Annotated in this window: 21 protein-coding genes; 13 read left to right on the top strand and 8 right to left on the bottom strand. The window is 54.0% G+C overall.

All coding sequences use genetic code 11. From position 1 onward, the window contains the following. Window positions 1-253 precede the first annotated feature (253 nt). Window positions 254-2,926, top strand: coding sequence for a peptidase MA family metallohydrolase (locus tag R3C20_10275; GenBank protein ID MEZ6040883.1), 2,673 nt, complete (start codon window positions 254-256; stop codon window positions 2,924-2,926). Between the two features lie 98 nt (window positions 2,927-3,024). Here the strand turns inward: R3C20_10275 and R3C20_10270 are convergent, their stop codons facing one another. The 4 genes from R3C20_10270 to ppdK all read right to left on the bottom strand — a co-directional run bounded on the left by R3C20_10270 (window position 3,025) and on the right by ppdK (window position 9,812). Then, window positions 3,025-4,575 carry a sulfatase gene (locus R3C20_10270; GenBank protein ID MEZ6040882.1) on the bottom strand — a complete coding sequence of 517 codons (1,551 nt, stop codon included), beginning with the start codon at window positions 4,573-4,575 and terminating at the stop codon, window positions 3,025-3,027. A 52-nt stretch (window positions 4,576-4,627) separates the two neighbouring features. Beyond that, window positions 4,628-5,812: a hypothetical protein gene (locus tag R3C20_10265; protein ID MEZ6040881.1), complete on the bottom strand. Its 1,185-nt coding sequence runs from the start codon at window positions 5,810-5,812 to the stop codon at window positions 4,628-4,630. Next, entirely contained in the window at window positions 5,813-6,748 is a 936-nt protein-coding gene (locus R3C20_10260; GenBank protein ID MEZ6040880.1) for a polysaccharide deacetylase family protein, read from the bottom strand. A gap of 322 nt (window positions 6,749-7,070) precedes the next feature. Then, complete coding sequence (gene ppdK / locus R3C20_10255) at window positions 7,071-9,812, bottom strand: pyruvate, phosphate dikinase (protein ID MEZ6040879.1); 2,742 nt, start codon at window positions 9,810-9,812, stop codon at window positions 7,071-7,073. Between the two features lie 488 nt (window positions 9,813-10,300). Between ppdK and aroH the strand changes: the two genes are divergently transcribed. Together aroH and R3C20_10245 are read left to right on the top strand one after the other, a co-directional pair. After that, window positions 10,301-10,672: a chorismate mutase gene (aroH, locus tag R3C20_10250; protein MEZ6040878.1), complete on the top strand. Its 372-nt coding sequence runs from the start codon at window positions 10,301-10,303 to the stop codon at window positions 10,670-10,672. Between the two features lie 119 nt (window positions 10,673-10,791). Continuing rightward, window positions 10,792-11,145 (top strand): hypothetical protein, encoded by a 354-nt coding sequence (locus R3C20_10245; protein ID MEZ6040877.1) that lies wholly within the window; start codon window positions 10,792-10,794, stop codon window positions 11,143-11,145. Between the two features lie 157 nt (window positions 11,146-11,302). Here the strand turns inward: R3C20_10245 and R3C20_10240 are convergent, their stop codons facing one another. After that, window positions 11,303-11,464 (bottom strand): hypothetical protein, encoded by a 162-nt coding sequence (locus R3C20_10240; protein MEZ6040876.1) that lies wholly within the window; start codon window positions 11,462-11,464, stop codon window positions 11,303-11,305. 192 nt (window positions 11,465-11,656) lie between these two features. Here R3C20_10240 and R3C20_10235 point away from each other — a divergent pair, with 192 nt between their 5' ends. The 5 genes from R3C20_10235 to R3C20_10215 all read left to right on the top strand — a co-directional run bounded on the left by R3C20_10235 (window position 11,657) and on the right by R3C20_10215 (window position 13,404). Continuing rightward, on the top strand, window positions 11,657-11,776 hold the full coding sequence (locus R3C20_10235; GenBank protein ID MEZ6040875.1) for an aconitase family protein: 120 nt from the start codon (window positions 11,657-11,659) through the stop codon (window positions 11,774-11,776). Between the two features lie 9 nt (window positions 11,777-11,785). After that, window positions 11,786-12,046: a hypothetical protein gene (locus R3C20_10230; GenBank protein ID MEZ6040874.1), complete on the top strand. Its 261-nt coding sequence runs from the start codon at window positions 11,786-11,788 to the stop codon at window positions 12,044-12,046. Window positions 12,047-12,119: 73 nt separating this feature from the next. After that, on the top strand, window positions 12,120-12,359 hold the full coding sequence (locus R3C20_10225) for a hypothetical protein (protein MEZ6040873.1): 240 nt from the start codon (window positions 12,120-12,122) through the stop codon (window positions 12,357-12,359). 33 nt (window positions 12,360-12,392) lie between these two features. Beyond that, window positions 12,393-12,866 (top strand): hypothetical protein, encoded by a 474-nt coding sequence (locus tag R3C20_10220; GenBank protein MEZ6040872.1) that lies wholly within the window; start codon window positions 12,393-12,395, stop codon window positions 12,864-12,866. A gap of 124 nt (window positions 12,867-12,990) precedes the next feature. Beyond that, window positions 12,991-13,404, top strand: a complete 414-nt coding sequence (locus R3C20_10215; protein MEZ6040871.1) for a hypothetical protein — start codon at window positions 12,991-12,993, stop codon at window positions 13,402-13,404. A gap of 171 nt (window positions 13,405-13,575) precedes the next feature. Here R3C20_10215 and R3C20_10210 read toward each other — a convergent pair whose 3' ends face one another. Further along, window positions 13,576-15,036, bottom strand: coding sequence for a DUF1501 domain-containing protein (locus tag R3C20_10210; GenBank protein MEZ6040870.1), 1,461 nt, complete (start codon window positions 15,034-15,036; stop codon window positions 13,576-13,578). Window positions 15,037-15,438: 402 nt separating this feature from the next. Here R3C20_10210 and R3C20_10205 point away from each other — a divergent pair, with 402 nt between their 5' ends. The 5 genes from R3C20_10205 (at window position 15,439) to R3C20_10185 (ending at window position 22,848) form a co-directional block, all read left to right on the top strand. Further along, complete coding sequence (locus R3C20_10205; protein ID MEZ6040869.1) at window positions 15,439-17,367, top strand: transketolase C-terminal domain-containing protein; 1,929 nt, start codon at window positions 15,439-15,441, stop codon at window positions 17,365-17,367. Window positions 17,368-18,029: 662 nt separating this feature from the next. Then, on the top strand, window positions 18,030-18,893 hold the full coding sequence (locus tag R3C20_10200) for a DUF4105 domain-containing protein (GenBank protein MEZ6040868.1): 864 nt from the start codon (window positions 18,030-18,032) through the stop codon (window positions 18,891-18,893). Between the two features lie 358 nt (window positions 18,894-19,251). Beyond that, window positions 19,252-21,309, top strand: coding sequence for a prolyl oligopeptidase family serine peptidase (locus R3C20_10195; protein ID MEZ6040867.1), 2,058 nt, complete (start codon window positions 19,252-19,254; stop codon window positions 21,307-21,309). A 324-nt stretch (window positions 21,310-21,633) separates the two neighbouring features. Continuing rightward, complete coding sequence (locus R3C20_10190) at window positions 21,634-22,107, top strand: hypothetical protein (GenBank protein MEZ6040866.1); 474 nt, start codon at window positions 21,634-21,636, stop codon at window positions 22,105-22,107. A 393-nt stretch (window positions 22,108-22,500) separates the two neighbouring features. Next, window positions 22,501-22,848, top strand: coding sequence for a DUF5658 family protein (locus R3C20_10185; GenBank protein ID MEZ6040865.1), 348 nt, complete (start codon window positions 22,501-22,503; stop codon window positions 22,846-22,848). A 570-nt stretch (window positions 22,849-23,418) separates the two neighbouring features. Here the strand turns inward: R3C20_10185 and R3C20_10180 are convergent. Together R3C20_10180 and R3C20_10175 are read right to left on the bottom strand one after the other, a co-directional pair. Then, window positions 23,419-24,825 carry a hypothetical protein gene (locus R3C20_10180; GenBank protein ID MEZ6040864.1) on the bottom strand — a complete coding sequence of 469 codons (1,407 nt, stop codon included), beginning with the start codon at window positions 24,823-24,825 and terminating at the stop codon, window positions 23,419-23,421. A gap of 124 nt (window positions 24,826-24,949) precedes the next feature. Beyond that, entirely contained in the window at window positions 24,950-26,212 is a 1,263-nt protein-coding gene (locus R3C20_10175) for a ZIP family metal transporter (GenBank protein MEZ6040863.1), read from the bottom strand. Between the last annotated feature and the right edge of the window lie 117 nt (window positions 26,213-26,329).

Raw genomic sequence — 26,329 nt, 5'->3', positions numbered from 1 at the left:
TTCAAACCTTTTGTGCGGTTCGTCTGGATCGTGCAAGTGTGCTGCCTTTTCTCAACGCCTGTCTCGTCTGTATCGGTTACGCTGCCTGTGGTCTTGATGACGGGATGGGTTCTCGTGTGCCTGCTCACTTGTCTACGGATCAGGCGTTGCATTCCCGGAACCTTTCATCTGAACTGTGCATTCCGTACGACCGGAGTTATCCTGACGACAGAAATCAGCATCTGATCTGCCTGCGCTGGAACGGAACAAATTGATGCAATCTGAACGGAATATTTCCTCAATCGTTAAGGCGTCTGTTGGTGTTGCTGCGATTCTGCTGAACGCAATTACGAACGGGTTACCGCGGGCGGAATCTGCACCGATATCGAAATCGATTTCTGAATGTCAGGAGCTTCTGCGTACCGGCCAGTATGAGGAGTGCCTTGCAGAAACGTCTGCTGCCATTGCGGATCGCAGCTATGGAGAAGAATGGCCTGTCCTGAAGACTCAGTGCGAGCTCGCCACAGGTCGATATGAAGAAGCGATGCAAACGATCGCAGCGGGCATTGAACGCTATTCGTGGAGTGTTCGTCTTCGAATGCTCGAACATCAGGCAGCGATGGCGAATGGTCGGAAGGAGCAGGCCGCAGAAGCACTGACGAATATTGAAAAACTTGTCTCCAGTGCCTCGTGGCGTTACACCGATGCCGATGATCTTGTGGCTCTTGGACAGGCAGCGCTCGTCCTGGGAGCTGATGCCCGTGATGTACAGGAGGGCTTCTTTGATCGTGCTCGCCGGAATTTTAAAACTCGCCCGGATGGTGTCATCGCAGCCGGGCATCTGGCTAATCAGAAAGGTGACTTTGAGTTTGCGGGTGAAATCCTGCTGCCGGCAATTGAGCTTTTCGAGTCAAACCCGGAGCTTCTGTTCGAAGCCTCTGAAGCCCTCAAGTCATCTGGCCAGGAAGCCTCAGCCGAGCTGCTGAAAAAAACTCTGGAAATCAATCCACGGTTTGCACCGGCGATGCATCGAATCGTCGAACAGAGAATTGATTCTGAAGCCTATCAGGAGGCAATCGAATTACTCGAACAGGTCTTTGCAGTGAACGCGAACAGTCCTGAAGGGCATGCACTCAGGGCGGTGATCTATCACCTGCAGTACGATTCCGATGGAGAAACGCAAAGCCTGGACGCTGCCACGAAGTATTCCGGCCCCAATGCTGAGGTCCTGCATTTGATCGGACGCAAATTGTCTCAGAAGTATCGTTTTGCGGAAGGAGCCGCTTATCAACGCCGTGCACTGGAAATTGATCCCGGGCATAATGATTCTCGCATTCAACTGGCTCAGGACCTGCTCCGGCTGGGAGAGGAAGAGGAGGGGTGGAAACTGGCCGAGCAGGCATATGAAACGGATGCCTACAATACGACGATTTTCAATCTGCTTCAGCTTCGCGACGGAATGCAGAAGTTTGTGAGTCTGGAATCGGAACACTTTGTAGTTCGTATGGATGCTCACGAAGCACGCGTGTACGGTTCGCGGGCCGTCGAATTACTCGAATCTGCCTACCAGGCGATGGTCGATCGATATGAGTTTGTTCCAGAGGGACCAATTATTCTGGAGATGTTCGACCGCAAAGATGACTTCGCTGTGCGTACCTTCGGTATTCCGGATGTCGCGGGATTTCTGGGCGTCTGTTTTGGAAAAGTAATCACTGCCAATAGTCCTGCAACGCGACGCGATTCGCCGGCGAACTGGGAATCAGTGCTCTGGCATGAGTTCTGCCATGTTGTCACCCTGCAGATGACATCGAATCGCATTCCACGATGGTTGAGCGAAGGGATTTCGGTCTACGAAGAACGCCGAAAGGATTCACGCTGGGGACAACGGATGGATGCCACCTGTCGCGATCGTATCCTGAATGCAGACAACGCGGTAACTCCGATTCGTGAGCTCAGCAGCGCATTCCTGAATGCGTCCGATGGAAGTGACATCAACTTTGCCTACTTCGAATCGTCCATGGTTGTTGAGCACCTCGTCAATGAACATGGGCTGAAAACACTGATTGCCATCCTGAACGATCTGAACACCGGTTTGTCGATCAATGATGCACTGGAAAGGCATACCGGAGGACTTGAAGGTCTCGAATCTTCATTTGCCACCTACCTTCGCGCTGAGGCGGAACGCTACGCTCCGGGGGTAAGCTTCGATTCGGACGATATCCCGGAATCTGCACTTGCGAATCCGGAGGTTCTGGAATCATTCGTAAAGGAGAATCCGAACTGTTACCCGGCGGTGTTGATTTCAGCGGATATCAGCGCAGAGGCCGGTCATGTTTCGGAGGCAGAAAAAAGTTTGCTTCGATTGATCACATTGGTTCCGGACGACTCGAGTACGAGCGGACCGCGCAAACAGCTCGCTGCTCTCTATCGTCAGCAGGGACGGTTGCAGGATGAACAGGCCGTCCTGCAGGAACACCTCAATCATACAGCCGATGATCTTGCAGCAACGCTGAGACTGCAGGAGCTGGCACTTTCCTCACATGAAAACGCCCTGACCCATGAGCAGGATGAATCCAAATCCGAAGTTCTTTCAATGGTTGTTCAGCTTGGCTATCAGGTGATGGCCATTGATCCCTTCCAAACGGCTGCTGTTTCCAGAATGGCAGATGGCGCTGAGGCGCTGAATGATCGCAGCTCGGCCATCATGGCGCTGACAAGTCTTTTGCAATTAAGGCCGGACGATGGAGCTCGGCTGAACTATCGGCTCGGCCTGCAGCACGAAGAATCGAACACTGACGAGGCAAAGCGTTTTGCACTCAAAGCACTCGAAAATGCCCCCCGCTTTCGGGAGGCACATCGATTGCTGCTAAAATTACACCGTCATGATAAATCACCTGAATCGAGCGAATCTCAACAGGAACCGAATGAAGAATCTGCTGGGAATTAGTCAGTGGATGTCTGCTCAGGCTCTCCCGCATTTTGCCGTTCAGGCGCAACAGAACGGGAATGGGAGAGCAGAAGCGGACAAGTGTTGAACGCCCCCGATCAGGGAACCAGCGGTTTGAGCGCGACTCGGTTTTCCTTGTCTACGGGATAAACGGCATGATGGTCTTCGAGCGCCTTCGAAAGGCGTGTCATCATGGTTTTAAGCACGGTCGGCTCGGATGAAGCAAGGTCATTCTGTTCGAATGGATCGGACTTAAGGTTGAAGAGTTGGTAATGACTTCCGCCCGACACTTCTGTTGGGAAGTAATGGTAAATCACTTTCCAGTCGCCGCTCCGTAACACGGTGAAGTAGTCCGTCCGATGGGGCGAATGTGGGTAGTGCATTAGAAAATCTTCGTTGCGTTCTTTGTCCGGATTGGCCGTGAGAAGAGTCTTCAGACTGTATCCATCAACAACATGGGCATCGGGCACGCTTGTTTCTGTCAGCGCTGCGATTGTTGGAAACAGATCCTGAACGGCGGCCTGCTGTGGCTGCAATGCACCTGCTGCAATGGGCAATCTGGCTTGCGTCGGGCTCTTCGGGTCCGGTGCTGCCCACGCTGCGATGAAAGGCACGCGCGTGCCACCTTCGTAGTGAGAACCCTTCTTTCCGCGCAGTGGAGCCGCACAGGCAACAGCATGTTGATGTCCGAGCGGAGCATCGCTTCCGTTGTCGCCGAGAAAGATGACGAGTGTGTTGTCGGCAACGCCCAGTTCATCAATGTGGTCAAGCATATCGCCCAGTGACTTGTCCATTCCTTCGATCAGAGTAGCAAATGCCTGTGCGTTTGCCGGCTTGCCTGAATTCTTATAGTTCTCTGCGAATCGGGGATCACTGTTAAACGGAGCGTGTACGGCGTACTGAGCGAAGTAAAGAAAGAATGGTCGCTCCTCGCGAACTGCAGCCGTCAATTCTTTCTTTGCTTCGATGGTCAATGCCTCTGTAAGAAACGTGTCTGTCCCGTGATACTGTTCAAGGCCCGGCACCGCATGGTGAGTCCTCTTGCCTTTGCCACCGAAGTTTTCGCTTGCATAGTAACTTCCCGGAGCGCCGAACGAAGCGCCAGCGACATTGACATCAAACCCAATTGCCTGAGGATTGGCGGCCTCGGCATGCCGAGGTGCAAAATGCCCTTTGCCAACGTGGATTGTTCTATAGCCCTGAGCCTGCAGAAGGCGTGGCAGCGTGATGGAATCCGAATTCAGGCCCAGCCAGTTCCAGTCCGGAGGTCCCTGAGGTCCACCGTTGTTGTTGTCAGGATTTATCCAGTTGGTTGTGCGGTGTCGCGCAGCATTCTGGCCGGTCATGATGGAAACGCGAGTTGGCGAACAAACACTCATCGCACAGAAATTATTGAAACGAATACCGCGCTTCGCCAGACGCTCCATATTCGGCGTGCGATAGAAGTCGTTAAGCGGGTACCGCTTTTCATTTCCGTTCTGGTCCGTCAGAAAAGGTAACGAAGTGTCCATCACTCCCATGTCGTCGACCAGCATGATCATGATGTTCGGCTGTGTGGGAGCGTCTGCCGCAAGCATCAGGCTTGTCAGCGAAGTTGCCAGCACAAACATCAGTGGCGACAAGCATTGCTTTCTCGCGCTCAATTGCATCGAGGAATTCCTTTCAGAAATGTAAGCGGCTGAATCGACAACTGGTAACCAGTCACAGCCTGATATGGATTCGATTGCGGTCCAGATAACCGATGAAGATCCACATGATGGCAAAGAACAAACCCAGCGCCAAAGCTACGTACCAGAAGGGCGAGTCTCGCGGAATGAATGGATCCATCGCATTCATCAGCATCAAGTGCAGCACATACCCCGCCAGAGCGTTGGATCCAAGGACTCGAAAAGGCATGAATTCAAGGCGATAGACATCGCACGCCTGGTGGAAGACGGCAAAGACAACCAGAGAAAAACCCGCACCGAACAGCAAATAGGTGAGAGTGCCGGCTCTCTGGCTCATCATCCAGTAATTCCACTGCCTGTCTTCAAATCCAGGTGGTTCAATAAACGGTAGTTCACAGAAGCCATGCCATGTCCTTCCTGGTCCTGGTACAACCGGATCTTCTGCAATCTTTTCGTGAATGCCGGGGCCATCACCTGAAGGAACGACGTCGTAAAAGCGAGTCCCACAGGAGAGAGCCCAGCCCATCAGCATCAGTCCGAGGCCCGTTACGACGAGCGACCGGGCGCGGTTCACCGACGTCATCAGATCGCAGGCGATTGTTCCTGCGATCGCAGGAATCGACCACGTGAGAAAACCAAATGGACCACCATCAATCGCATTGGGCGATGTATTGCACCAGGCAAAGTTGAATTTCCAGGATAGCCAGATATGAATGCCAGCTGAGAACAACAGGAATACGATCCGGCTTCCAATCGAAAGCCGGATCACTGGCAGGATCCAAAGCGAAGTCGCGGCAATGTGCATCAACGTTTGGAACCATTCGCGTTTCATGACACGGGCCAGAACCGCTGCCGGACCAAGTTCTACCAGTTCAACCCAGCTGCCGGCGATCCCGCTCGGCGCGTAAATGACCACTGACAACAACGCCAGTCCGGCCAGTCGCTGAATAACCCTCTTATAAGCGGCGTATTTGCCTTCTCGCTGGATACGACGTTCAAGAGTCAGCCGAAAAGCAAATCCGACAGCGAACAGAAACTGAGGCATGATCGTGTCCGCGTAGCTGCAGTAACTATGATGATGCTTCAGCACTGCCGGCGTGACATTAAAACCACCCAGAAAATTCACCAGGAACATCCCGGCGACCGTGTATCCACGAAACTGGTCCAGGGAGAGCAGCCGGTCGTTCGAAGGATGACTGAGGGTTGTGGTGGGTTTCATCTATTTGTCGCTCGCCGTAATGCGAACTTTTTCGCGGAACTGTTTCCAGTTGAGCAATGTTACGTTCTGATCCTTTAAAAGCGTACGCGTGGTTTCGGAGGTGAAGATTCGACGATCACCATCCCGTCGTTCTGAACTGTTCGTGATCGCGCGAAGTTCTTCATTGTCGAACCCACAGTGGATGATCAGTTCGCTGACGCCGGGCTTCAGGTTGCGAATGGCTTTGTAATAGCTGTTCGTCCTCTGTTCATGCGTCTCTCCGTCGTAGAACTGAGCAAGTGAGTCCAGAACGGGCAGTTGCTTCGAATCCAGCAACTTCACCATGGATATGCTTGATTCCCGAAGGCTCTCGTACTTTCCGGCCGTATCATCATCCAGCGTTCGCAGGAACAACACCGGCAGGTCGTACTCAATGCCCAGGCGGACGTAAACTTCAATCAAATCCGGTCGGCTGACCAGCGCGCCCATGTGAGTATCCAGATGACTGATCGGGACTCCAAATGACCTTGCCCGATCAATCTGCGCCCGCAATTCGGTTTCGACCTCTTCCGCTCGAACATTAGCCGCAACCTGCGGGACGTTATCCCAGAGATAACCGTCTTTGTCCACAAGACTCGGGACCTTGTCTTTCGGGGTCACGGGGCCCCAGCGATAGTGCTTCCATTCGGAATTCAGAGTCAAATGAATTCCATAGTCGAACTCAGGATGTGTTCTTGCGTATTCAGCAAATTCAGAGAACCAGGGACAGGGAACCATAACGCTGGCAGAAGTGACAATGCCCGATTCGAGTCCCTGAATCGTCGCCATATTCACGGAATGTGACATTCCAGCGTCATCGGCGTGAATGATCAGAAAACGATGTTCGTCTGCCAGCACCGTGAAGCAGGTCGCTGAAATGAACAGAAGGAAAGCTGCAATCTGAATTCGCATCCACATACAGAACACTCCGCATTTCAGTTGAACAAACAGTGAGAAGGCAATTCACGTGACGCGGACAATCGCGGTACTGAAACGTCCTGCCATTCTGGATGGTAGAACAGGGAATCATCGGTGACAGCATCCGGGCGCGTCAACCTGTCCGGGTGATCTGTCGGCCGGAGGTAACTTCCTCTTCTTTCGGTGGAAATTCAAGTCGCCGGGTCAGAGGCATTCCAGTGTCGGAAGTGCTTAAATGAACGAAGCCCTGCATTGAGATCAATGCAGGGCTTCTGTCGATTCACTGAAAGTCAGTGTTGGTCGTCTGATGGCAACAAAGCCATTATGTTGAAGCAGCTTCAACTGCAGCCTGTGCTGCTGCCAGTCGAGCGATTGGAATTCGTCGCGGTGAACAACTGACGTAATTCAAACCGATTTCATGGCAGAAGTAGACTGACTTCGGATCGCCACCGTGTTCACCACAGATGCCGATCTTCAGATCCTTGCGTGTTCCGCGACCATCAGCCACAGCGGTCTTCATCAGGCGACCGATACCGACCTGATCGATGGTCTGGAACGGGTCGGCTGGCATGATGTCATGCTCTGTGTAGTAACCGATGAAGCCCTTGTAGTCGTCTCGGCTGATGCCGAGACCGGTCTGGGTCAGGTCGTTTGTACCGAAGCTGAAGAATTCAGCCGTTTCAGCAATTTCGCCTGCAGTCATTGCCGCACGTGGGATTTCGATCATCGTGCCGGTCATGTAGTCAACGGTGATGCCTTGTTCTGCGAAGACCTTAGCAGCCGTTTCTTTGATGACAGCAGTCTGATTATCCACTTCTGCCTTGTAGCCAGCCAGTGGAATCATAATTTCCGGAAGAACTTCGATGCCTTCTTTCTTGCAGGCACATGCGGCTTCAAGAATCGCTCGAGCCTGCATCGCGGTAATTTCCGGGTAGACGATCCCCAGCCGGCAACCACGGTGACCGAGCATCGGATTCGATTCAACCAGTTCCGCAACGCGTCGCTTCACGTCTTCTTCCGTCACACCGAAAGTCTTCGCCAGCTTTGCTGCCAGCGTTGGATCTTCGTGCATGTGGTGCTCAGACAGGAATTCATGCAGCGGTGGGTCAAGAAGACGAATTGTAACAGCCTTGCCAGCCATTACTTTGAACAAGTGTGTGAAGTCGTCTCGCTGGAAGGTGATCAGTTTTGCCAGGGCCTTCTCACGATCCACCTTTGTCCGGGAGAAGATCATTTCCCGCATTTCGTCAAGGTGATCAAAGAACATGTGCTCTGTTCGGCAAAGGCCCACGCCTTCCGCACCCAGTTGAACACTGATTTCTGCGTCGTGCGATTCCGTGTTGGCTCGCACCTTCAGAGTTCGGTGTTCATCTGCCCAGGCCATCAGCTGAGCGTATCGCTGATAGACTTCTGATTCTTCCGGCTTCATGTTACCAGTCATGACTTCCATGACTTCTGAAGGACTGGTTTCGATCTTGCCTGCGAAGACTTCACCTGTAAAGCCATCCACAGAAATCCAGTCACCACCCTTCAAGACCTGACCGGCGACAGTGACTGTGCCAGCTTCGTAGTCGATGTTGAGCTTGTCGCATCCGCAAACGCAGGTCTTGCCCATCTGGCGGCTGACGAGCGCTGCGTGTGATGAAGCCCCACCAAACGCGGTGAGAATACCTTTGGCAACCTTCATGCCTCGCAGGTCTTCCGGGCTGGTTTCCTTACGCACCAGAATCAGCTGGACATCATTGTCCGCGTTGTACATTTCCTCTGCGTCCGACGCATGGAAGACGATCTGTCCGGTCGCTGCACCTGGACCAGCGTTGATGCCTTTAGCCAGCAGTCGATTGTCCTTTTCCGCCTGAGCCTTATCAGCGGGGTTGAAAATCGGCTGAAGCAGCTGGTTGAGGTCGTCGGCAGGAATACGGCGTTTTTGAAGGGCCGTCTTCGCGTCGATCAGGCCTTCGTTTACCAGGTCCACAGCAATGCGAACGGCAGCGAAGCCGGTTCGCTTGGCGTTTCGAGTCTGAAGCATCCAGACCTTGCCGCGCTGAACAGTGAACTCAATGTCCTGAACTTCTTTGTAATGCTGTTCCAGTGCTTTCCCGATGTTGTCGAGCTGAGCGTAAGCGTCTGGTGCATCCAGCTTCAGCGTTTCTTCGATACGCTTTGGGGTACGCGTTCCGGCAACAACGTCTTCGCCCTGAGCGTTGATCAGGTAGTCACCGCAGAATCCGGGGATACCGACGGAGCAGTTTCGAGTCAGACCGACGCCCGTTGCGCAGTCGTCGCCGAGGTTGCCGAAGACCATCGCCTGAACATTTACAGCCGTTCCCCAGCTGTGAGGAATTCCGTACTGCCGACGATAGACCATCGCTCGGTCATTCATCCAGCTGCCGAATACGGCTCCGATACAGCCCCAAAGTTGTTCCATGGGATCTTCGGGGAAGTCAATTCCGGCATGCTTCTTGATGACAGCCTTGAACTGGACGACGATATCCTTCAGGGTTTCTGTGCTGAGGTCCTTTTCGTGCTCAACGCCAGCCTGTTCACGGGCATGATCGAGGATATCTTCAAAGTGGTCCGGATCGTTCTTTGATTCCGGCTTGAGCCCGAGGACGACGTCGCCATACATCTGAATCAAACGGCGGTAGCTGTCCCATGCGAAGTGTTCGTTGCCGGACTGCTTGATCAGTGCCTGTACGACCTGCTCGTTGATACCAATGTTCAGGACGGTATCCATCATGCCGGGCATAGATTCGCGAGCACCCGATCGGCAGCTCATCAGCAGCGGATTGGTTGTGTCGCCGAACTTTGCACCCATGACAGCTTCGGCGTTCTTAATGGCTGCCTCAACCTGATTCTTGAGCTCAGGTGGGTATTGTCGCTCGTTTGCGTAGAAGTACGTACAGACTTCAGTACTGATTGTGAAGCCTGCAGGAACCGGCATACCAATGCGGCTCATTTCGGCCAGATTCGCACCTTTTCCGCCCAGCAGTGCCTTTTGAGTGGCGTCTCCGTCCGCTTTCCCATCACCAAAGACATAAACGTACTTAGTTTCAGCAGCCATTGAGTTAGAACCTCTTCAGGTTGATCGCCGTGATTCGCCACAGCAAACGATGAAGGCAAAACGGGTTACCCTCGAACCTCCGGACGCCCCCATCTGCCACAAAACACAATGCAGCGGGATCCGGACGAAACAAGCGGACGGGGGGTGTCGAAGCCATCATGCCGTCGACGCCTTTTGCCACCCATCGCCCTGCAAAGCTTCGCGCGCACGATGAGCGGGCTGGAACCCCGGTCCAAAACGAGCCGGAACGGTAGCAATCGCAGAATCAAACTTCAAGCAGTTTCCCGGCCTCCCCAAAAATCGGGGTGTCCTGGAGTCAGATGCATCAGTTCAGGGAAAATTCCTGTCTGAAAACCCGGGTTTGTCTCGTTCCTGCAAACGATTTCATGTTGGAAGGCATTCGTTGCTGCCCGAATTGCTGACAGCGGGTGGGTTCGCTAAAGTCGACGCTTTGTCAGGGCACAATGGCTGTACGGAGTTGGAAAATAATGGCTGTTCGAGGAGTACGTGGGGCAATCTCTGTCACCGCAGATCACGCCGATCTGATTCGTGAAGCAGCAAGGGAACTGCTGCAGGAAATCGTAAAGCGAAATGGAATCAGCGATTTCGATGATATTGTCTCGGCCGTTTTCACAACGACCGAAGACCTGGTTTCTGCTTTTCCTGCCGAAGCTGCCCGTGCGCTCGGAATGAGCCATGTTCCGTTGCTTTGCGCGCGAGAGATACCCGTTACCGGGTCAATGCCGATGTGTATCCGCGTTTTGCTTCACATCAACACAGAACGTACGCCGCACCAGATCGAACACGTTTATCTTGGGGACGCCCAACGGCTCCGTCCGGACATCACAAGTGCTCAATAGCCAGTTCCGACATGAAAATGCGGAAGTTGATCCCGAATTGTCAGTCTCCGGCGGTTTCTATACCCTCCACGTCGCCTCCGGACCATCACCCTTCCTTCTACCCGTAAAGCTGCACAACAATGACCTCTGCCAATCCTTTTGGTGCTGAATCCACTCTTTCAACATCCGCGGGATCTCTGAAGTATTTCAGCCTGCAAAAACTGGCGAAGGATGGCATTGGCGATATTCAGACCCTGCCGTTTTCCATCCGAGTTCTTCTGGAAGCCTGTCTGCGTAACGTTGATGGTTTTGTTGTCAGTGCCGACGACGTTACCAATCTGGCCAACTGGAACGCCGCCAAACCGGCGGAAGTGGAAAAGCCTGGTCGAGTGGTCCTGCAGGACTTCACCGGCGTGCCAGCCGTTGTGGACCTCGCCGCCCCGCGGCGCATTATTCTGATGGGCGGTATCTGGCGGGATCTTAATCGCAGTTAATTTCGGGATTAAGTCAGCTTATCGCAGTGCAAAGAATGCTCGTATTCGACGGCATTTCGGTGGTGAGCCAGCCAAATCTGGTCGGAGCCGGCAGGAGCCGCGAAGCAAAGAAAAGAGCTAGTGACCGAGCATCCGCCGCAAAGACCGGACGTCAAGATCATCGACTGAAGGCATCAAGAAGGATATCGCCTATTTTCAGGCATGGTTTCGGATATTCGGCTGCAGCCCAGACAGTCACACCACCATGATCAACGGCCTGGGCGTCGTGGGCTGGGGTGTCGGCGGCATCGAAGCGAAAGCGAGCGCTGGGGGCAGCCATCTGAGCGCGACGCCCGGGAAGGGCTTAACAAAACCGCTGAAGCCAGCCAAGCAGAAAGACCAACTGCCACCGACCTGGTACTTACCGTGACTCAGATGCTGAGAGCTCACAAAGTCGTTGGCAAATTTTATTCAAATTTGATGGACCCGGCCTGGATGCACTAGCCTGGGCCAACTGAGTCACCTCGCGAATATGGCACCGGAATATGGAGCAACGATGGGCGCTTTTTTCCCGGTCGACGTCGAAACTCTGCGATACCTGGAACGCACAGGTCGGCCGAAACAAGTCATTGAACGAATGAAGGGCTGCTAAAGAGCAGGTATGTTCCGCAATGCCGATTCGCCGGAACCACGTTTCAGCAGCAAGCTGGCACCCGACATGGGCGATGTGGTCCCTTCGCTGGCCGGTCCCAAGCGACCTCAGGACCGCATCCTGCTGAAGGATATGCTTTCCTCGTGGACCAAAGACCGCAGTGCACCGTCTGGCAAGACAGCGGCGGCTCCTGTCAAAGTCGGTGGCTCGATGGGCGAATCGCTGGACGCGCCGCCAGGTCATCGCGGCGATCACCAGCGCCAACAATGAAAGAACTCCAGCGTGATGATCGCCGCGGGGCTGCCGCTCGCATCGCTGAGCCGCGAAGGCCGATCAGCAAGCCATGGGTCAAAACCAGCTGGCTCCTGGAAGTCGAGTCGTCACAGAATACTACGAAAAGTCAGGTCTGGACAAAGCTCTGGATGCACTGGGCTTTCAGACCGAAGTTATGGGTGCACAACATGCATCGGCAACAGCGGCCCGCTGCCCGAACCCGTGGCTGTTAGTGATGACCGGTGACCTGACGTTTCTGCCGTCTTGTCCGGAAATCGCAACTTCGAAGGTCGAGTCAACCCGCTGGTGAAAGCCACAACTACCTGGCCATCCTCCGCTGGTTGTGGCCTATGCCATTGCCGGAACCGTCGACATTGATCTGGCCACTCAACCGCTGGGCCAGGGAAGCGACGGTCAGGATGTTTATCTGAAGACATCTGGCCAACCCAGAAGGAAGTCGCCGACACGATCGCAGCTTCGATGTCTCCCAACGGTCTGCCCGAGCAGCATGCATGGTAAGTCCGTGGGTCCCGAAGAATGGCAGAAGATTGAAAGCGCAGTGATGTACGACCTGTATGAATGGGACACCAACAGCACGTACGTTCAGGAACCACCGCTCTTTGTCGACATGCCTGCTGAACCGGCCCCGATCACCGCCATCGAAGGTGCTCGCTGTCTGGTGTTTGTCGGAGATTCCACAACCACCGACCACATCAGCCCGGCCGGTAACATCAAAGGCGATTCGCCTGCCGGAAAGTACCCGCAGGAAAATGGTGTCAAGCCCGTTGACTTCAATACTGCGGAGTCGCCGAGGTAACGACCGCGGCGATATGAACCTTCGCCAACATCCGCCTGAAGAACCTGATTGCTCCGGGTTCCGAAGGCAGCGTGGTCACATTCATTTCCCCAGCGGCGAAAAGACCTCCATCTACGACGCAGCCATGAAATATAAGGCGGAAGGAACTCCGCTGGTCGTTCTGGCCGGAGCCGAATATGGGCACAGTTCGTCTCGTGACTGGGCTGCCAAGGGAACGTACCTGCTGGGCATTCGAGCCGTCATTGCCACCAGCTTCGAACGTATCCATCGCAGCAACCTGGTAGGCATGGGAGTTCTGCCGCTGCAGTTCCGCGAAGGCGAAAGCCGCGAAAGCCTGGATCTGGATGGCACTGAAGTTTTCGACATCCGCCTGGATGATAACCTTCAGCCACGCCAGGCCGTGGAGGTCACCGCCCGCAAAGCCAACGGCGACGAAGTTCACTTCGTCACCACCTGCCGCATCGACACCCCAGTTGAAGTCGTCTACTACCGCAACGGCGGCATCTTACACACTGTGCTTCGACAGCTGGCGAAATAGCAGACGTCCAGCGGTTCGTTGTTTGCAGACAGATGGCTCCACTGGTCCTCGCAAGGTGATCAGTGGAGCAGTCTTGCGTGCTGCTTAGCAACTGCTGCAGTACGTTTGCTCTCCCGTCACAGGAAACGCAGGCAGCGATCTGAAAACAGAAGTGTAAACGACGGGCTGACTTCACGAGAGGATCTCAGTCACGACCCTTGCGTCCCTGCCTGCGGTTACGATCTGCGGTTGCCCGTTGTGTGGAAACACCAGTTCCTTCCAGTCCAGTCCAAACAATCGGAACAGGGTAGCCTGATAGTCATTGGGAGTGACTACGTTTTCCACCGCCTTGTGGCCGAATTCGTCGGTTGTTCCGTACGCAATTCCGGGTTTGAATCCGCCGCCAGCAAACCAGATGCTGAAGCCCTGCCCATTGTGATCGCGTCCGTGCTTTTCGGGGCCACCCTGATCCTGAGTCACGGGGAGTCGGCCAATTTCTCCGCCCCAGTGAACGATGGTTTCATTGAGCATTCCGCGTTGTTTGAGATCTTTAACAAGGCCGGCTGCGGGGCGATCCGTTCTCCTGCATACTGCTGGCAACGCCGTCACCAGATTGTTGTGATTGTCCCACGGTTGGCCCGCCAGAAATAACTGGACGAACCGAACGCCGCGTTCGACTAATCGCCGCGCAATCAGGCAGCGCGTTCCGTATTCACGCGTGGCATCTTCATGGATTCCATACAATTCCTGGGTACTCCTGGTTTCCTGACTGATGTCCAGTGCATCTGTTGCGGCAATCTGCATCCGAGCTGCCAGCTCGTAACTTGCGATTCGTGCATCGAGATCGGGTTCGTTGGGGAACTGGGATGAGTAGCGGCGATTCAGGGTTTGCAGCAAATCCAGATTCTGTCGTTGCGGTTCACCCTGCAAATGCGGAGGAGCTTCGAGGTTCAGAATTCGAGGTTCTCTGGGGCGAAGTACGGTTCCCTGAAACAGCGGCGGCATGAATCCACTGGACCAGTTATTGGTACTGTCAACAGGATGTCCACCGGGGTCCGTCAGCACCATGTAGGACGGCAGATTCTGAGTTTCAGAACCCAAACCGTACAAAAGCCACGATGCGTAGTGCGGTCGCCCCAGGACTCCGGGAATGCCACCATGAAAATAGCGAATTGATACTTCATGCCCATTGGCTCCGGTGTGCATGCTTCGGATCAGGCAGAGGTCGTCCGCGATGCTGGCAATTTGAGGGAGCAGTTCAGAGAATTCCGTACCACACTGACCATGTTGGCGAAATTTCCATCGCGTCCCCAGCAGCTTCTTGCTGGCTGCGTTCACAAAGCTGTATTGAATGTCGCCCTGGTAATCGCTGCCGTCGTACTTTGTCAGCATTGGTTTGGGATCGGTCAAATCCATATGCGATGGACCACCATGCTGAAACAGCGAAATCATTGCCTTTGCCGTTGGTTGCAGAGGCGGCTGTTTTGGAAGCAGATCGAATGTCTGGTTGCCGGAATCCACCCCCGGTGGCTTTGCCGTGACGCTGTTTTCCTGCAGCATCCACGCCGCCGCAACAGCTCCCGCGCCAAGCGATGATCGCTTCAGAAAGATCCGCCGGTTATGCAGGTCTGCGTTCGGGTGGGGAATGGCCATAACTGAAATCCGGAGTCAGCCTGAATTCTGTTGGAAAGGACAAACGCTGTCGTGATGCGTTCGAGCTGATCTTTTGAATTCAGGTCAGGTGGGAAGAAGAAGGAAGGCGATTCGAGGAAGGACTGCAGTTCCGTTGGAAGGCAGCGTGATCGCTGCAGTTTGACCAGAACGCCCCGGATTCTGCAAGTCCGACGGCCCCTGCGGCCCATTCTCATTCACACGACTCTCAGGAGAGCGTCCGGCAGGTTTTGTGCCAGGGTTTGCATTTCAGCTTCCCACCACCATACTTCCGACTTCCTCTCGGTGCAGATTCCTTGTTTGAACCCGTCGATAGCCGTGTGTCCGGCTTTCCGGATGGCATTCGAGAGATTGACAATGCTGTGATTGAGGAGCTTGGAAGAGATGTCAAACGTTGGTGAATTCCCGATTCCGCTGAAGAATTACAAGGCCATCGCACTGGATCCCGGCCAGACGGCATTGACAGCGGAGCAACGTGAGACGCTCAAACAAAACATCCAGATTTGTCGCGATGCGATTGTCTTCTTCACTGCGATTGCAGATGCCAAGGGCCTGGGTGGACATACCGGCGGCCCGTTCGACACGGTCCCTGAGGTCTGCATCATGCACGGCTTCATGAAGCATGCCGCCGCAGGTGGTACTCCCAATGTACTGCCCGTCTTTTTCGACGAAGCAGGACACCGTGTCGCCACGCAGTATCTGATGGCCGTTCTGGAAGGTGAGCTGCCTGTCGAAAAGTTGTACCACTATCGCGAGTACCTTTCTCATCTTCCGGGGCACCCGGAGCGAGGCTTTACCCCGGGCGTCAAGTTTTCCTCAGGCCGACTGGGGCACATGTGGCCGTTCGTCAATGGAGTCGCCATCGCAAACCCCGGTAAGGTCGTTTTCATGCTGGGATCAGATGGATCTCAGATGGAAGGGAATGATGCAGAGGCGGCCCGGCTGGCAGTCGCGCAGAAACTCAACATCAAACTGTTGATCGACGACAATGATGTGACCATCGCAGGCCATCCGTCCGACTACCTGCCGGGCTTCGATGTTTCGAAAACGCTCGCTGGACATGGTTTGCCGGTCGACATTGGTGATGGGGAAGAACTTGACAGTCTGTACGCACGCATGTGTGCAGCGGTCACAACTGACGGGCCAGTCGCATTGATTAATCGACGCAAGATGTGTGTTGGCGTCAAAGGACTCGAAGGCAGTGCTCACGGGCACGACGTCATCAAGGTCTCCGTTGCAAAAGAATATCTGACTGAACGCGGACAGACGGCGGCAGTCGAATACCTGAACAACGTCACCAAAGGACCATCCGGCCCAACCTATCAGGGTAGTGATTCGAAGAGCGTTGGTAAGAACCGGGATCTGTTTGGCAAGATTCTGAACGAGATCCTTGACGCCATTCCAGAGCCGGAACGCGTCGCATCGGTACGTGTTTTTGACAGTGACCTTGAGGGTAGCTGTGGACTCAACCACGTTCGCGCGAAGCACCCGGAAGTCTTTGTTCGCGGCGGTATCATGGAACGCGGCAACTACTCAGCTGCCGCCGGGTTTGGATTCGAAGCCGGAAAGCAGGGGATCTTCGGGACGTTTTCGGCCTTCCTCGAAATGGTGGTTTCAGAAATCACGATGGCGCGGCTGAATCAGTCGAATGTCCTCGCCCATTTCTCGCACGCCGGCTGCGACGACATGGCGGACAATACCTGCCACTTCGGGCTGAACAACATGTACGCGGCGAACGGTCTGCCGGACGAAGGTCGTGATACCACACGGCTCTACTTCCCTGCCGATCAACACCAGTTCCGCGCATGCCTGAAGAAGATCTACGGCGACGCCGGTCTTCGATTTATCTATTCAACACGGTCCGGCGTTCCGGACCTGCTGAAAGAAGACGGCAGTCGAGTCTATGGCGACGACTACGAATTTGTCACAGGCAAAGACGACGTCATTCGCGAAGGCAAAGATGGTTATATCGTCAGCTTTGGTGAAACGGTGTACCGGGCTCTGGATGCTGTCATCCGTCTGAAGGCTCAGGGACTTGAGGTCGGACTTATCAACAAAGCGACACTGAATGTCTACGACGAAGACATGATGAGCAAGCTTGCAGCGGCCCCGATGGTTCTGGTGGCAGAATCGTTCAACGTAGCGACTGGTCTGGGGTCGCGGTTCGGAACGGAACTTCTGAAACGAGGCTTCAAGGGTCGATACAACAACATTGGCACCAACCGAGAAGGCTCTGGTGGCCTCTGGCAGCAGATGGGACATCAGGGAATCGACTCCGATGGGATTATCGAATCCGTTCTGGCACTGCGTTAACAGCCTGTCGAAAAACCGGACTGGCTCGAGCTGGAGACCTGGAAACAAGCCGGTTGACATCCGTCCAGCGTGCCTCTCCCGATTTTTCAACGGATAGTTAGGTTAGGTTAAGCACACAGCCGCAACAAAAATCCATCGGGCCATACAAAATGGGCGACCTCAGGGTCGCCCATTTATTTTGCAGGCTTCCTGAATGGATGGCCTGTGACTGACTGACCGACGTTCAAATGTGACGAGAAATCAAATCAGAACCAATCCCGTCGCTATATGTCAGGTCACGTGAGAGACTCTTGATCGGCATCCGTCGTACGGTGGCCCACTGTTCGCGGTACTGTATGGCCCGGACTTCACCGTTTGGTCGCCGATCCTATCCTGAAATTTACACTTGAACCTTTTCAACTCTCAGAGACTGGCGACTGGGCGAACAAAAAATGCAGGTGCCAAAGCGATCTCATAAGTGGGCGTCGAACTGCCTTTGGTGCTTCCTGTGGTCCGTGGCGATCGGCTGGTGTGGATGGAGTCTCGGTGCAGTATATTTCTTCGACGCCATGCCTGGCTGGCTACGAATTCCTTTTGCGCTTGCATATGGAATCTGCCTGGTATACGTCAGTTTGAGGACAAAAACTTGTCGTTTGCGGCTTGCTGGGATCACGGTCTGCGTCGTGATCGTTTACGTCCTCACTCTCCTTCAGCAACCATCGAATGACCGCGACTGGGCACTTGACAATTCGATTGTGCCCGAAATCCGGATCGTCGGGAAAGACGTCAGCATCTCAGGATTCCGTCACATAACATTCAGCAGCGGACCGGAAGACGCTGAGGATGAGACAAACGTAAACTATTCCACCCTTCGATTTCAGATCGATCAGTTGCGCGAAGTTTGGTTTGTCGTACAGAAATTCACTGCCCTCGAGGGGATTGCTCATAATTTTCTGACGTTCTCATATGACCCGGGCGACGGACCTCGCTACTTCAGTGTGTCGGTAGAAATTCGTCGGGAGCGAGGTGAGTCGTTCTCTCCGACGCGAGGACTCTATCGACAGTATGAACTGATTTATGTCGTTGCAGATGAGCGGGATGAAATTGGATCTCGAACCGTGTTCCGCCCGAACGACCGCGTCTATCTGTATCCCGTAAATGCAACCAGTGAGCAGGTACAGAGTCTGTTTGTCAGTATCGCTGCTCGCATGCAGGCACTTGTGGAAACGCCGGAGTACTACCATTCGCTGCTGAACAACTGCACCAACAACATCGTCGAACACACCTATCAACTGACATCAAAGCCGATTAACTGGCTGAATCCACAAATTGTTCTCCCGGGATTTGCAGATCGGCTCGCATTTTCGCGCGGGCTGATCGGCGATGGCGATGATGACTTCGAAACCCTGCGAGCTCGTTGTCGCATTGACGGTATTGCACGAAAAGGCGGGATCACCCCGGATTTTTCGACGCTGATCCGACAGCGTCTGGACCGTCAGGGACCCGGGCCTGGGAAGCAGGGAACGATATCGAGCGATCCTCGGTGAGCGATTGGCATCTGCATTGCGTTTCCAATCAATCCGATTTGATGTCTGGTGCTGTCGGGCCGTCGTCAGAGACTTAACTGTCGGTTGAAAAACCGGGACCGGCACGCAGGACGACTGCAAAGCATGGTGTTTTACGGTCTCATGCTCGAGCCAGTCTCGTTTTTCAACAGGCGGTGAACTGGCGCTGCGGTGCGTTTGAGTTTAATTCCTGGGGCCTGGCTGGTATGAATTCGCCTCGGATGCTATCCCGGCGAGTGAATTGTTCTGTTTGAATTTCGGAGGAATCATGAAGTCAATCGTCTCGACACTCTTGGTCGGAATTTCGTGTAGTCTGTTGGCCGGGCAGGAAAAAAATCTCGTGTATCCTGAAACAAAAACTGTGGATCAGATTGATGATTACCACGGCACAAAAGTCGCAGATCCGTATCGTTGGCTCGAGAACGATGTGCGTTCTTCAGACGAAGTTGCCGCCTGGGTAGAAGCTCAGAATAAGGTGACATTCGATTTTCTGAAGGCCATCCCTGAGCGAGATGCCATCGAAAAACGCATGACGGAATTGTGGAACTACGAAAAGATCAGCGCACCCTTCAAACGCGGAGGTCGGTATTATTTTACTCGAAACGATGGCCTGCAGAATCAGAGTGTTCTCTGGATGCAGCAGACCCTGGATGACACACCGTCCGTCCTGATTGATCCGAACACCTGGTCCGACGATGGAACAATCGCGCTTTCCGGGATGGCCTTCAGCGACGACGGCCGATTTCTGGCCTACGGAATTCAGGACGCCGGTTCCGACTGGAACACCTGGCGCGTGATGGAAATCGAAACGAAGAAGGTGCTGGATGACGAATTGAAGTGGGTGAAGTTCAGTGGTGCCGACTGGACACCGGACAGCAGGGGATTCTTCTACGCCCGATATCCGAAGCCCGAAGAAGATGCCGCCTTCCAGTCGCTTAACATGAATATGAAGGTGTACTACCACCGGGTTGGCACACAGCAGTCTTCGGACGTCCTGGTCTACGAACGTCCTGACCACCCCGAATGGGGATTTCAGAATGCGGTTTCAGAAGACGGCCGGTATCTGATACTGACGATCTGGGTTGGAACTGATGATCGCTACCGTATCGTTGTCAAAGATCTGACGGAACCGTATGGGCTTCCGTATGAGCTCATCGATAACTTTGAGAATGAGTATTCCTTCGTTGGTAACGACGATCACGTGCTCTATTTCCAGACGAATGTGGAGGCTGCAAATAAGCGTGTCATCGCCATTGACTTGAAACGCCCCCAGCGAGAGAACTGGAAGGAGGTCATTCCGGAAACAGAAAACGCTTTGTCAAGCACCGGTATCGTTGGAAACATGTTTGTGTGCGAATACCTGAAGGACGCGAAAACTCAGATTCGCCTGCACACCATGGACGGGAAGTTCGTTCGTGAAGTCGAATTCCCCGGTATCGGCAGTGCGCGAGGCTTCGGCGGTCGGCGTGGTGATACGGAGACCTTCTACTCTTTCAGCAGCTTCGCATTGCCCCCCAGCACCTATCGCTACAACATGATCACCGGCGAAAGTGAACTGCTGAGAAGAGCGGATGTGAAATTCAATCCGGATGACTACGAGACCAAACAGGTCTTCTACACCAGCAAGGACGGAACTCGAGTTCCCATGTTTATTTGCCACCGCAAAGGACTCACGCTGGACGGCTCACATCCTGCGTTGCTGTATGGATATGGTGGATTCAATATTTCACTGACGCCCGGATTCAGTGTCAGCCGTTTGGCATGGATGGAGATGGGTGGCGTTTTTGCACTGGCCAATTTGCGGGGTGGCGGTGAATACGGTGAAAAATGGCACAAGGCCGGAACGAAACTCAACAAGCAAAACGTCTTTGATGACTTCATTGCGGCGGCTGAGTATCTGATCGCTGAGAAATATACGTCGCCAAAGAAACTTGCCATTCAGGGCGGCAGCAACGGCGGACTACTTGTCGGCGCTTGTATGGCTCAGCGTCCGGATCTGTACGGCGCGTGTTTACCAGCTGTTGGTGTCATGGATATGCTGCGATTCCACAAGTTTACTGCCGGCCGCTTCTGGGTCGATGACTACGGAAGTGCTGATGACCCCGAGGAATTCAAAGCGTTGCTGGATTATTCCCCTTATCAGAACTTAAAGGGCGGCGTGCAGTATCCGGCAACTCTGGTTACGACGGCTGACACAGACGATCGCGTCGTCCCCGGCCACAGTTTCAAATTTGCAGCCAAACTGCAGGCCAGTCAGTCTGGTCGCTCGCCTGTGCTGATTCGCATTGAAACTCGAGCTGGACACGGAGCAGGAAAACCAACGGCAAAGATCATTGAAGAAGCAGCCGATCAATGGGCGTTCCTTGTGAAGACTCTGGGGATGGATCTGGCTAAGTAAAGCACAACTCCCCTCTCGGAACCGTTTCTCTGACAGGCTCCGCACACGATTGTGCGGAGCCTGTTTGCTTTGTAGCCCCTGCTTCCCAAACGGCATGGCTACCCACATCGTATGTTCGTCAATGTTTCACAGGGTTACCCTGCTGGCAGCACCGTAACGCATTTTCCCGGCAGCATACGGTTCCTGGAAAGTAGGTACGCAACGCGCACCCGGACGTGGTAAGTTGAATCAGGCTGCCAATGGTTCTGGCAGTTCTCACCAGCTTGATCAAAAAGTGTGTGGCTCCAGGCCTTCCTGGAGCACTTGCAGCTACGGGGTCTTATGATGTGGAATCGACTTCTTGTTGTGGTGTTCGTCGGCGTTCTTGCTCTGCCAACTACGTCTCCCGTTCAGGCAGATGAAATCTGTCTGACATCTCCAATGGATCTTCCAGTGGGCAGCGTCATGATGGGCCAGCCGCTTGGAGCCATGGGTTTCCAGGTGGCCGCTATCTCTTTGCCGGGAACTGTCGGTGAAACCTACACGCGGCCTTCCCACCCAATCCCGCATGAGAAACACCCTCGCACGGGAATGCTGGCCGTTCGGGATAATTCAGGTTCGCCGCTTTTGAGCGTTCAGCGAATGGGCGGCTTCAGAATGCAGAATGGTGTCTGGCTGTTCGAATCAGAACGACCACTGGATCATGGCGCATCTCAGATCGTGCGAGTCGAGGCCAGAAAGAACTCCAATGATATCGAACCATACGCAACACGATTCGTTCGCTTGATTCCAGGTCGGATTGTTTATCTGGACTTTTGATTCCTCCCCCCAGTTCAATGGTGATGGCACCGGGATTTTGCACCAGTGATTTCACCCGAATCAATTGACAGAACCGATGCTGAGCGGAAACGCCTGGCATCGGTTTTTTCGTGGACACCGCTTCATCATTCGTGGACTATTCCATCATCCTGTGTTCTTATTAGCAGCCTGTTGAAAAACGGGACTGGCTCGTGCGGGAAACCTGAAAACACGACGATCTCCAGTCGTCCTGCGTGCCTGTCCCGGTTTTTCAACGCACAGTTAGGTTAGGGCATCCCATTCCTTTTGAACGCATCTTCACTGACGTTTCTTCAACGCCTGGACAAGCTGCCGGATCCCTGTTCTCGAATTCATTGACCGTCCCTGGACTAATCCATTCGGTGTTGTTCACAGATGAAACTTCCCGGCCGAAAACTGTTGTATGAAAACGAGATCTCCTGGTTCGTTCTCGCCAGTGCCATGGATGTTTTTGTGACGTACATCATTCTGCGTTTGAGCGGACAGGGACTCACACGTCTGAATATGATTGAAAGCAATCCGGTGGCTCAATGGGTGATTCGGCATTCGGGCATGCCCGGAATGGTCGCTTTCAAGTTTGTCATGGTGGCAATTGTCGTGACAGCCGCGGAGTTGGTTGGCCGCAAACATTTTCGGATCGGCCGTCTGTTGCTGCTCGCAGGAACCACAGTCGTTGGAGGAGTCGCGGTCTACAGTCTGATCCTGCTTTCCGGTCAGCTCTAGCCAGTTGACAGTTTATTAAAGACGCCCCTTAGCTTAGCAGCCTGAAAAACGGATTGGGTCGAGCGAGAGATCTCAATACACGACAGTTCCCAGTCGTCCAGCGCGCCGGTCCCGATGTTCAACGGACAGTGAGCGATCGAATGCTGCTCCGTCACCGAGTGGCACAATGCCCCTCGCTCACACTTTGGTGTTCCTTCCGCAAGATTGTCAAAGCTGTGATCTCAGAAACCATTTCGACTCGGAAAAGGAATCCGACAGGCCAATCACATCAGAACGCCGTTCGGCCGGGAAGAATCGACTCTCTCAGGGCGACGACCACCTTGTCACTAGTGTCGCACGTCTGAGCGAAACCGAAGAAGAGACTGTCGGCTGCAAACATGGCTGCAGTAAAGAAAGTCTGTGGGCGCGTCCGCGGGAATGTTCACAGACACAATGTCGCAAGATGGGCCAGCCGGTGCCATGGTTTCATTTGATCGAAGCTCACCCCGACTGACTGATCAATGTCGCTAATGACAGAACAACTCAGGCCCCGGACAGCCAGGTTGCTGGCTGTGTTTCACGTCCCGCAATTTACCTGGTCCCCGGTGACAGTTTCTGCGCGGTGCGAATTTCGGACAGATCAAGGCTGTAAAGAACCTGATTGTAGTCATGCCGTGGTACTGGGGTTGTCGTTTTCGAAAAGGTGTGGGTGAACGTGGCTTCGAATAAAAGTTGCGATTCGCCTTCGGCAGTGAATTCGGGATGAAGTTGCGGATTGTAGAACGAATACTTGTCGTGGGTCACAACTTTGATGGCGTCCTGCCATGGCCCGGTGGGCTGACTTGCGGTGGCAAACCAGAGTTCCCCGAGTTGCGAAGATTCTCCACCGAACTCAGTAAACACGCTCACCCAGCAATTCAAGTAGTCGTTCCACGCGATCGCACCTCGGTGGACTTTGACCGTACGAGTTCCGTCTGAGGAAAGAACAGTCGGCTGCGGATCGAGCGGTTGCCAGTTTTCGGGGCTGCACCAGTCCTCAAACGTTGGCTTGCAACGCAGGCTGGGAAATGGGTCGCCAAACAGAATCCATTCATGATCGGCATCCTCCGCCCATCGAACCGCATGACCGCCCGGCGTTCGCTGTGGTTTGGCAAGACCTTCCGATTGGCTCCAGAGAACTTTGAATGGCTCAAAGCGGTCTGAATCTTCATTCCAAACGCACAAACCAAGTTCATATTCGGTAAGCGGCGGTCGAATTTTGGCGTAGGTCGCACACAGCTGTTGCTTCCCGGATTGATCGGGCAGGCTCACCAGACCGTTCAGCCATGTCGGCCCATCGCCCGGCATTTTCGCGACGTTGTCGGGGATCCCTTCCTTGTCAGTGAAGTACTGGTAGGCGAGTTTTATGGGGGGCTGAAACTTTTCGAGGGGCTGTAGTGCAGTGGTGCCGGCAATCATGTGGAAGCGGCCAAGCGGGTAGTTTGAGAGAATGGTATCGCCCCAGGCCCAATACATGCGGCCTCTGTGCTGTGTGTTCTGGACGCTGTCGCAGCCCAGTATTCCCTGATCGTTCCAGTCCAGGTGTTCCCTCAGCTTTTGACTTTCTGCAAACAAACCACCACCCGTGATTCGCCCGAGTCGACGCGCTGGTAGTTCTCGACGGACACGGATTTCCAGAGAACCGCCACGGGAAGGAATCACGCGGACCCCTTCGTACCCGAAGCCGTCTTTTGCGATCGAATATCCATGACCAATGACCGAAAGCCACGTGGGTTTGTTCATCAATTCCGGGACGTCAAGACACACGACGCCCGCATTGTCTGAAATGAACCGCATCCCATGCGTTGTCCGGAGTTCAACAAGCGGAACAGGCCAGCCATTTTCACTATCCAGAATCTGAATCCGGCATGCGTCGTTCGCAGGAAGACTCCGGACAGGAATGGCAGAGACAAAAAACAACACAAACAAACATGCCGTCAGATGAAGGAATCGTCGCATGAATAACTACCAGACGTCGAAAGGCCCGATGAAAATGCCGGATAGAGAAGGGAGACAATGCCTGCTGACCAACAGGCCGCAATCACCGCCCCATGAACTGTGACCGATCAACGGACGCTGACAGCTAATGCATATACCCGGGCTCAAGAAACGTAATCCCCAGCGCAACGAGAATGCCGCCAATCAGCGTCAGCGTCAATCGAGCCCTGTTATGTGCATGGAATTCCATTTCCGGCAGAAGATCACTCAGCGAAATGCAGATGAATAGTCCGGCCGAAAAGGCCAGTGTTGCACCAACAACATAACCCTGCCAGTCACCCAGCATCCTGACACCGGACAGAAACAGGAATGCGCCGGCCGGACACATCATGGAAAACAACGCATTCACCCGGTGCTGCCATCGCGGATGCCATCCACTGGCCGACATCAGTGATGCAATGGAAACGGCGTCCAATGGCTTGTGCAGCATGATCGCCAGGAAAGTTCCAAGCCCAAACAACGAATACGGAATGCGATGCGTGGATTCGGCCTGCACACTGGCTGCCAGTGCGATCCCATCGATGAACGTATGCAGAGAAAGTCCAATCGCAATTCCCGCCCAGCTGAGTTCATGGGCATGACCACAAGGCGGACCGGACGCGATCAACTGCTGCAAACTAGCTGGCGAAGGAGAGTTGTCATGGTCATGGTCATGGTCATGGTCATGGTCGTGGTCGTGGTCGTGGTCGTGGTCGTGGTCGTGGTCGTGGTCGTGGTGGATGCCCAGGACAACATTGTTTCCGTCACTTGAACCGCAGCTATCAGTAGCGTTCTTCGCAGCAGGTTCGTGCCGATGAACATCCACCGCAACCTCCAGTGGACCGTGGTGATGAAAGTGAAACGTACGAATGAGCAGGAACATCGCAAGCATTCCTGCCATCATCCACCGCGCGGCAGAATCAATGGACGGCAGGCCATGGACCGAATGCGGAAGCAGATGAAAGACTCCAATACCAAGCATCAGACCGCCAACAAAACTGATGACCGTCTGCATGCTGTTGTGTGACAAACGCAAACGAGTAGCAAGCCAGCCACCCAGCATAGATGCCATCATGATTGCAAGGCAGTAGCCCGCCAGAAGCAACAATGATTGCGTCTTCAGCGGTGGTAGTTCGCCGCGTCTGTTGAGTCCACCGACAGCAGGATTCCATGGAGACTTTGCGGCCGCGGCGGAACCCGTGGCAGGGACAGGTTGGTCCTCCGCTGTGTACTGGGGTGCGACTTCTGCATTTTGCAGCAGAAGGAGTGGCATCGAAAATCCCACGCTGCTCCCGCCGATCATGGCAATAACGACGCAGATCAATCCACTGAGTCGCCCAATAGACTTGTCTCGGTACAGGAGTCGCATGAATGTCATTTCAACCAGCAATCAACCTCACGAACAGTGACCAGTCGCACGCAATCCGGATGAAATCAGGAGTTAAAAGGGGAGAAACAAAGTGCTGTGGGGATCGTATCCAGGTGC

The organism is Planctomycetaceae bacterium (assembly GCA_041398825.1).
In the GTDB taxonomy this organism is placed as follows: domain Bacteria; phylum Planctomycetota; class Planctomycetia; order Planctomycetales; family Planctomycetaceae; genus F1-80-MAGs062.
Note: the sequence above shows the minus strand (reverse complement) of the source record. Positions and strands in the feature narration are given on the sequence as shown.